At 57.6% G+C, this 5,001-nt stretch carries 9 protein-coding genes; 8 read left to right on the top strand and 1 reads right to left on the bottom strand.

Going from position 1 to position 5,001, the window contains the following annotated elements; translation table 11 throughout:
• Both F624_RS0131675 and F624_RS33815 read left to right on the top strand, forming a co-directional pair.
• Positions 1 to 426: hypothetical protein (locus tag F624_RS0131675; protein ID WP_211224195.1), on the top strand; the 426-nt coding region annotated here is incomplete at its 5' end.
• Positions 427 to 704: 278 nt separating this feature from the next.
• The gene (locus F624_RS33815; protein WP_157443747.1) at positions 705 to 1,169 is read left to right on the top strand and encodes a hypothetical protein; all 465 of its coding nucleotides are present in this window, start codon (positions 705 to 707) and stop codon (positions 1,167 to 1,169) included.
• Positions 1,170 to 1,536: 367 nt separating this feature from the next.
• Here F624_RS33815 and F624_RS34565 read toward each other — a convergent pair whose 3' ends face one another.
• On the bottom strand, positions 1,537 to 2,535 hold the full coding sequence (locus tag F624_RS34565) for a lipase family protein (RefSeq protein ID WP_084679901.1): 999 nt from the start codon (positions 2,533 to 2,535) through the stop codon (positions 1,537 to 1,539).
• Between the two features lie 337 nt (positions 2,536 to 2,872).
• On the opposite strand from F624_RS34565, the gene F624_RS0131660 reads away from it, so the two are divergent.
• From F624_RS0131660 to F624_RS0131635, 6 genes are all read left to right on the top strand, one after another.
• A complete protein-coding gene (locus F624_RS0131660) occupies positions 2,873 to 3,076 on the top strand; it encodes a hypothetical protein (RefSeq protein ID WP_019578373.1) in 204 nt (67 codons plus the stop codon).
• Complete coding sequence (locus F624_RS0131655; protein WP_019578372.1) at positions 3,073 to 3,357, top strand: hypothetical protein; 285 nt, start codon at positions 3,073 to 3,075, stop codon at positions 3,355 to 3,357. Before F624_RS0131660 ends, F624_RS0131655 begins: the two co-directional genes overlap by 4 nt.
• Positions 3,354 to 3,566, top strand: a complete 213-nt coding sequence (locus tag F624_RS0131650; protein WP_019578371.1) for a hypothetical protein — start codon at positions 3,354 to 3,356, stop codon at positions 3,564 to 3,566. The genes F624_RS0131655 and F624_RS0131650 overlap by 4 nt, the downstream gene beginning before the upstream one ends.
• Before the next feature lie 16 nt (positions 3,567 to 3,582).
• The gene (locus F624_RS0131645; RefSeq protein WP_019578370.1) at positions 3,583 to 3,963 is read left to right on the top strand and encodes a hypothetical protein; all 381 of its coding nucleotides are present in this window, start codon (positions 3,583 to 3,585) and stop codon (positions 3,961 to 3,963) included.
• A gap of 103 nt (positions 3,964 to 4,066) precedes the next feature.
• The gene (locus F624_RS0131640) at positions 4,067 to 4,372 is read left to right on the top strand and encodes a DUF6378 domain-containing protein (protein WP_043427178.1); all 306 of its coding nucleotides are present in this window, start codon (positions 4,067 to 4,069) and stop codon (positions 4,370 to 4,372) included.
• Between the two features lie 3 nt (positions 4,373 to 4,375).
• Positions 4,376 to 4,975 carry a hypothetical protein gene (locus F624_RS0131635; protein ID WP_019578368.1) on the top strand — a complete coding sequence of 200 codons (600 nt, stop codon included), beginning with the start codon at positions 4,376 to 4,378 and terminating at the stop codon, positions 4,973 to 4,975.
• The last annotated feature ends 26 nt before the right edge of the window (positions 4,976 to 5,001 follow it).

Here is a 5,001-nt window from a genome sequence, read left to right as displayed (position 1 = left end):
AAATTTGAAATACGGCCAGCGCGGCTGGACCAGAAACTGGAGGGCATGAACACAGACCCAACCCAAAGCCAGAAAGGCACACCGATGGACATGAACCCAGGCGACATGGAAGCCGCCATGCGTGACGCGCTGGTCAAGGTGGCCGGACCCATGCTGGAAGAGCAGACCGAGATGCGGGCGCAACTGAGGGCGCAACGGCTTTTGTTGACGCTGCTGTATGCGGATCGGTTTCGTGAAGACGGAGCCGGCTTTGACCAACTGATGAGCACGATCTTGAGAGTTGTGCCACAGGCTCTGGACGGTCTCCAAGGTGGGCCACACAGCCCTGAAGCCCTGGCGGCCCAAAGTCGAGTCACGCGCCTGCTGCACCAGTTCCAAGTACTGGTGAGCAACAACATTGCAGCCCACGCATCCCAAGCGCGATGACGCCGAACTTCGACGTCACGCATCGCCCTGGCCCCGCGCAGGTGGCGCAAGGAAGATATCAGGCCACTTCAGCTTGACCCCTGGCGGTATCCCACGCTGCAACCAGTTCTGCACCCGCTGCGGCCCTCCAAGTCGAGGAAACGCAAGCATCTCGGCCACTTTGGTCGGGCCGCCGAGGCCCGCGATCAAGGTACGGTCACGATCGATTGAGGAGCTGTCCATGCCACATTTTAAACATGGTGTTTATAAAAAAGTCAACCACCGCGTTTAACAACATCATGTTTAAAACCGAAATAATTCAAGACATGGCAGAGATTCATGAAAGCGTGCAACGGCTCTACATCGCAGCGAAGGAGTTGCGCGATGTGACAGGCCAGTCGGCTGTTGCGCGGCTGATAGGGGTGGTTCCTCAGGTGGTGAAAAACTGGGAGAAGCGCGGGATTTCTGAGACTGGAGCGCTGGATGCTCAGCGCATCTTGGGCTGCAACGCCAACTGGCTTCTGGATGGCATCGTGCAAATGTCGACACAGCCATGGGCACCTGAACAGTCGGCCAATCCACCATCCAATCTGTCGGCACTACCAGACAGGTCATGGCCCTTCCGGCGAGTCAGCCGAGAGCAGTTTGGCCAACTAACGCTGGATCAGCTTGAGCTGATCGAAAGCAATATCCTCATGTTCCTCTCAGCTCGGGAACAATCAAAACAGCCTCCAGCGCCTGAGTCGTACGGGACCGCCCAGTAAGCCCAGGAGCGCCCGGGTCTACAAGCTTGAAGATTTCCGGCGACGCGATCAGGGACTGACCCAGGCGCTGTTCCTCATGCCTGATTTTTCGGTAGCAATCGATAGCTACCTGGCATTATTTGATAGTTTTTACAAATTCACTCGAATAATAGAGCCCGCAATTCAGTTGACATGATTATAAAACCAACACTAAACAGTCAAAAGGGAGGTTATTTAAATCCAGCCATATCTCCTCACACCTTGCATGACGATTATTTTAATTAATTAAAATAATTCTGAGTAGCAAGTCAAATCAACTCAATACCAAAGTCATCCCGAGGCATTAATTACCCCAATCAAATACCATATTTTGCAGTGCTTTTTATTTCTACAAACTATCTTTAGGAAGATTTCGCGCCATGAACTTGGCTAGATCATACATTCTGTGCGCACGCACGGAACCTAGAGGTAACGCCGTTCGCAATGACCAATTGTCAGCGTATCGAATCTCAATCCACTTCTGCCCTTGATTACGCTTGTCACCCGGATTTGCCAATCGAATTAATGCCCTGAGACTGGCAAGCACCTCTCCCCTCTTGTAGACCCTGTATATCGTAAGTCCGGCCGCCTGCTTCGGAAAGTTCGGCGAACTTCGCTTTCCTGATACTGGTGAAGAATCAAAGGCATAGACCTCCCTCACGATAGGAATTTCATTCGATTCCTCAAGGGAGTATGCAAACCGCTGAGCAAGACCACCCCCTAGGGAATGCCCCGCAGCAATCACAGTGGCATCACTGAGCCATGCCCAACCCGGTAGAGTACACCGCTCCTTGTATGCCTCTACAAAAACCGGTATAAAATTCTCAGTAAGCACTGTGTACGCGTCACGATGTTCAAAATGGATCATTATCCATCTGAAGTTTGCCTTCCAGTCATCAAGGTTTTTGCCTGCAGTCCCACCAAAAGCAACCACGACCTGTTGCGCTGCTTCATTAGACCAGACTTCGGCACGCAAGTGCACATCTCTCATTTTTTTAGCAGTGTCTGAATACTGCTCATCTAGTCGAGGCCTTAATGACGGGATCTCAGTCCACTGCACCCAACCGCGCTGACTGAGAAATGCGTGTGGCTCCGGGGATGTTGCGCTAATTTCAAGTGATTCGCGTTTGGGGTCATCAGAGTCTTGGTAAGACGCCACTGCCGCCCAAGCGTAGGGCCAGTGAATCGCCGAGGCTTCACCAACTGTCTTCCAAGGCTGCAAATAGCCCCCAGACTCTCGTCGATATACATCATTTCGCGTCTGTTGAAAGCTGACGCGACCATACAACGCAAAAGTAAGGCCTGCCACTATTGCAGTAGAAAAAACGGCGAAAAACATCCAGCCCATGATTGTCCTCCTCGCGTCCCAAAATCTATAACCAATCGCACAGCGATCGTATCAGCTAGCAATCTTGCTGCAATACATTGGAACCGCACCCGCGTATCGCATGCCGCAACAAAGACACGGACATCACGCAACACACATGACGATCAAGAAGCATGTTCTTGCAACAAGATCACAGCCACGCCAACCTGGTGCTGCCCACCGCTCGCCTCGATGTCAGCACTGAGACAAGCCCAAAGCACACTCCGATAGTGCAATGACCCACAAAATAAACATGGTGTGTTGACTTTGAAATAAACGTCATGTTTAATTTGCTTCAACAAATCTGTTGGAGCATGCAATGCACATCACTCTCCTGAGCAGCTACCGCGCAACCCTGATCCCCAAGGACCTGGACCATTCCGAGGTTCATGGTCACGCCGCCGATGGCAAGTTGCCGACCATCCAGCTCAAGGCCGCCAGCGCTGACCGCGCCCAGGCAGCCGCCCACCACACCACGGGCCTGGCGGTGCTGTGCGTGGATCGGGTCGGGGGTGGCGAATGAGTGCCGCCGCACTGCTCTCTTGCGAGCCGTTGGCGGAGCCCATCGTCTTGCGCCCTGGTTCGCCCTTCAGGTGGGCCACATACAACGCTGGATCTGACTTCGGCCACACCGCCCAGGGCTACTGGTACCGGATGCGAGAGCAACACACTGCTGGCTGGCCGCTGGCGGCCCTGTGCCATTTCTTGAAGCTGTCGATGTGGGATGAGCACGGCCGGCTTTGGCAATGCGTGACGTCCGCCGTGATCGACGACTTCGGCAACTTGGTGGAGGTGACGCCATGAGCCGCACCACGTTGATCAATGCCCTGTGCGTGCTGGTGATGGCCCTGGTGCTGGGCACGGCCCATCTGTGGGGCCCCAGCGAGCTGGAGGCAATGGAGGCCGTGGCCGACGAACGCAGAGCGGCACCCATTGAGGTGGCCGAGCTTGAGCGGACCGAGGCTGCATCTCCTGTTGCATCAGGGCCTTTGTCGCCCCCTTTGCCCCACTGACCGCGAGAGGCCCGCCATGCCCACCCTCGTCACTTCGACCATGTTTGTTGCCAAGCAGCGGCCTGTGATTGCCCCTGCTGCGGACGGCACGTTTCAGCTCACGCTGCGGCTGTTGGATCGCCTGGGTTCTGAATCCCGGCAGGTGGAGAGCTGGCTGGTGCGCTGGTCTGGCCGCGAGGCGGCTGCCTGGTGGCACCGCCATAGCGCCTTGGTGGTGGCCGGCCAACCCGTGGACGTGGTGCTGTCGCGGCCCCGGGTCTTCTACACCGGCCGGGGCGACTTTCGCACGGCCGAGCTGCATGCCACCGCCAAGCGGCTGGCCCTGGCGCCACGCCGCAAGGCACCGCCCTCTTCTGCATCCCTTTCCCAACCCCCTGCAGCCCTGATCGCTGCTTGAACCCTTCGGAGGTTTTCCCATGTCTGTTTCAATACAGAAGAGACTCGCTCGCCCTTTGAAAGCCGCTTTGCCTGTTTCGCAGGCAGTTTTGCTGCAAAAGTCGATGCCGCTGACCTCGGCTGACAGCTTTTTGCGCACCGCTGCAGCCACGATCCTGGACCGTGGTGTGCAGCGTGACACCAGCGCGGAGGGTGCCCAGCAGGAGCGCAGCATGGCTACCACCGTGGCGGCCTTCAATGCCCTGGAGGGCACATCGCTGACCGAGCGCCAGGGCTGGGTCTTCATGCAGGTGCTGAAGCTGGCCCGGTCTGCAGCATCCGCCCGCAATGGGCAATTCAACCCGGACGACTTCGTGGATGGCGCGGCCTATGCCGCCCTGGCCGGTGAATCGGCTGTGCCGAAGGATTGAGCCATGGCAGCCGATACCTGGATGATCACGGCCCGAGGGGCCGAGCACCACCTGGCCGGTGTGGGCATGGCCGTGAACCGGTTTGAGATTCAAACCATTGCGCATGCCCTGGCACAGATCAATCGCTTCACCGGCCATGCAGTGCGCCCCTACAGCGTGGCCGAGCACAGCCTGCTTTGCTGCGCCCTGGCGGCCCGTGAGGGCCTGAGCCCAAGCGTGCAGCTGGCTTGCCTGATGCACGACGCCCATGAGGCTTTCACGGGGGATGTGGCCAGCCCCGTGAAGTGGAGTCTGCAGGGGGCCTGGGATGGGTTTGAGCATGTCCACGCGGTGCAGGTGCGCCGCTGCTACGGGCTGCAATCCACCTTTGCCGCGCATCGGGCAACGATCCGGCATTTCGACTTGGTGGCGCTGGCGACCGAGCGGCGGGATCTGACGCTTTGGAATGCGGACCAGCACGAACCGTGGGCGATCTTGGACACCCCGGGCGCCGAGGTGCGGCCTGCCGCAGACAACCTGCTCGAGGGTTGGCGCGATTGCCCCTGGTCCACCTGGCGGGACCGGTTTGTTCAAACCTTTTATGCGCTTCGCGCGGAGGCCTGAGCATGATGGGCCCCACCTACCAACCC

Origin of the sequence: Curvibacter lanceolatus ATCC 14669, from assembly GCF_000381265.1 — a bacterium.
Classification (GTDB): domain Bacteria; phylum Pseudomonadota; class Gammaproteobacteria; order Burkholderiales; family Burkholderiaceae_C; genus Curvibacter; species Curvibacter lanceolatus.
Note: the sequence above shows the minus strand (reverse complement) of the source record. Positions and strands in the feature narration are given on the sequence as shown.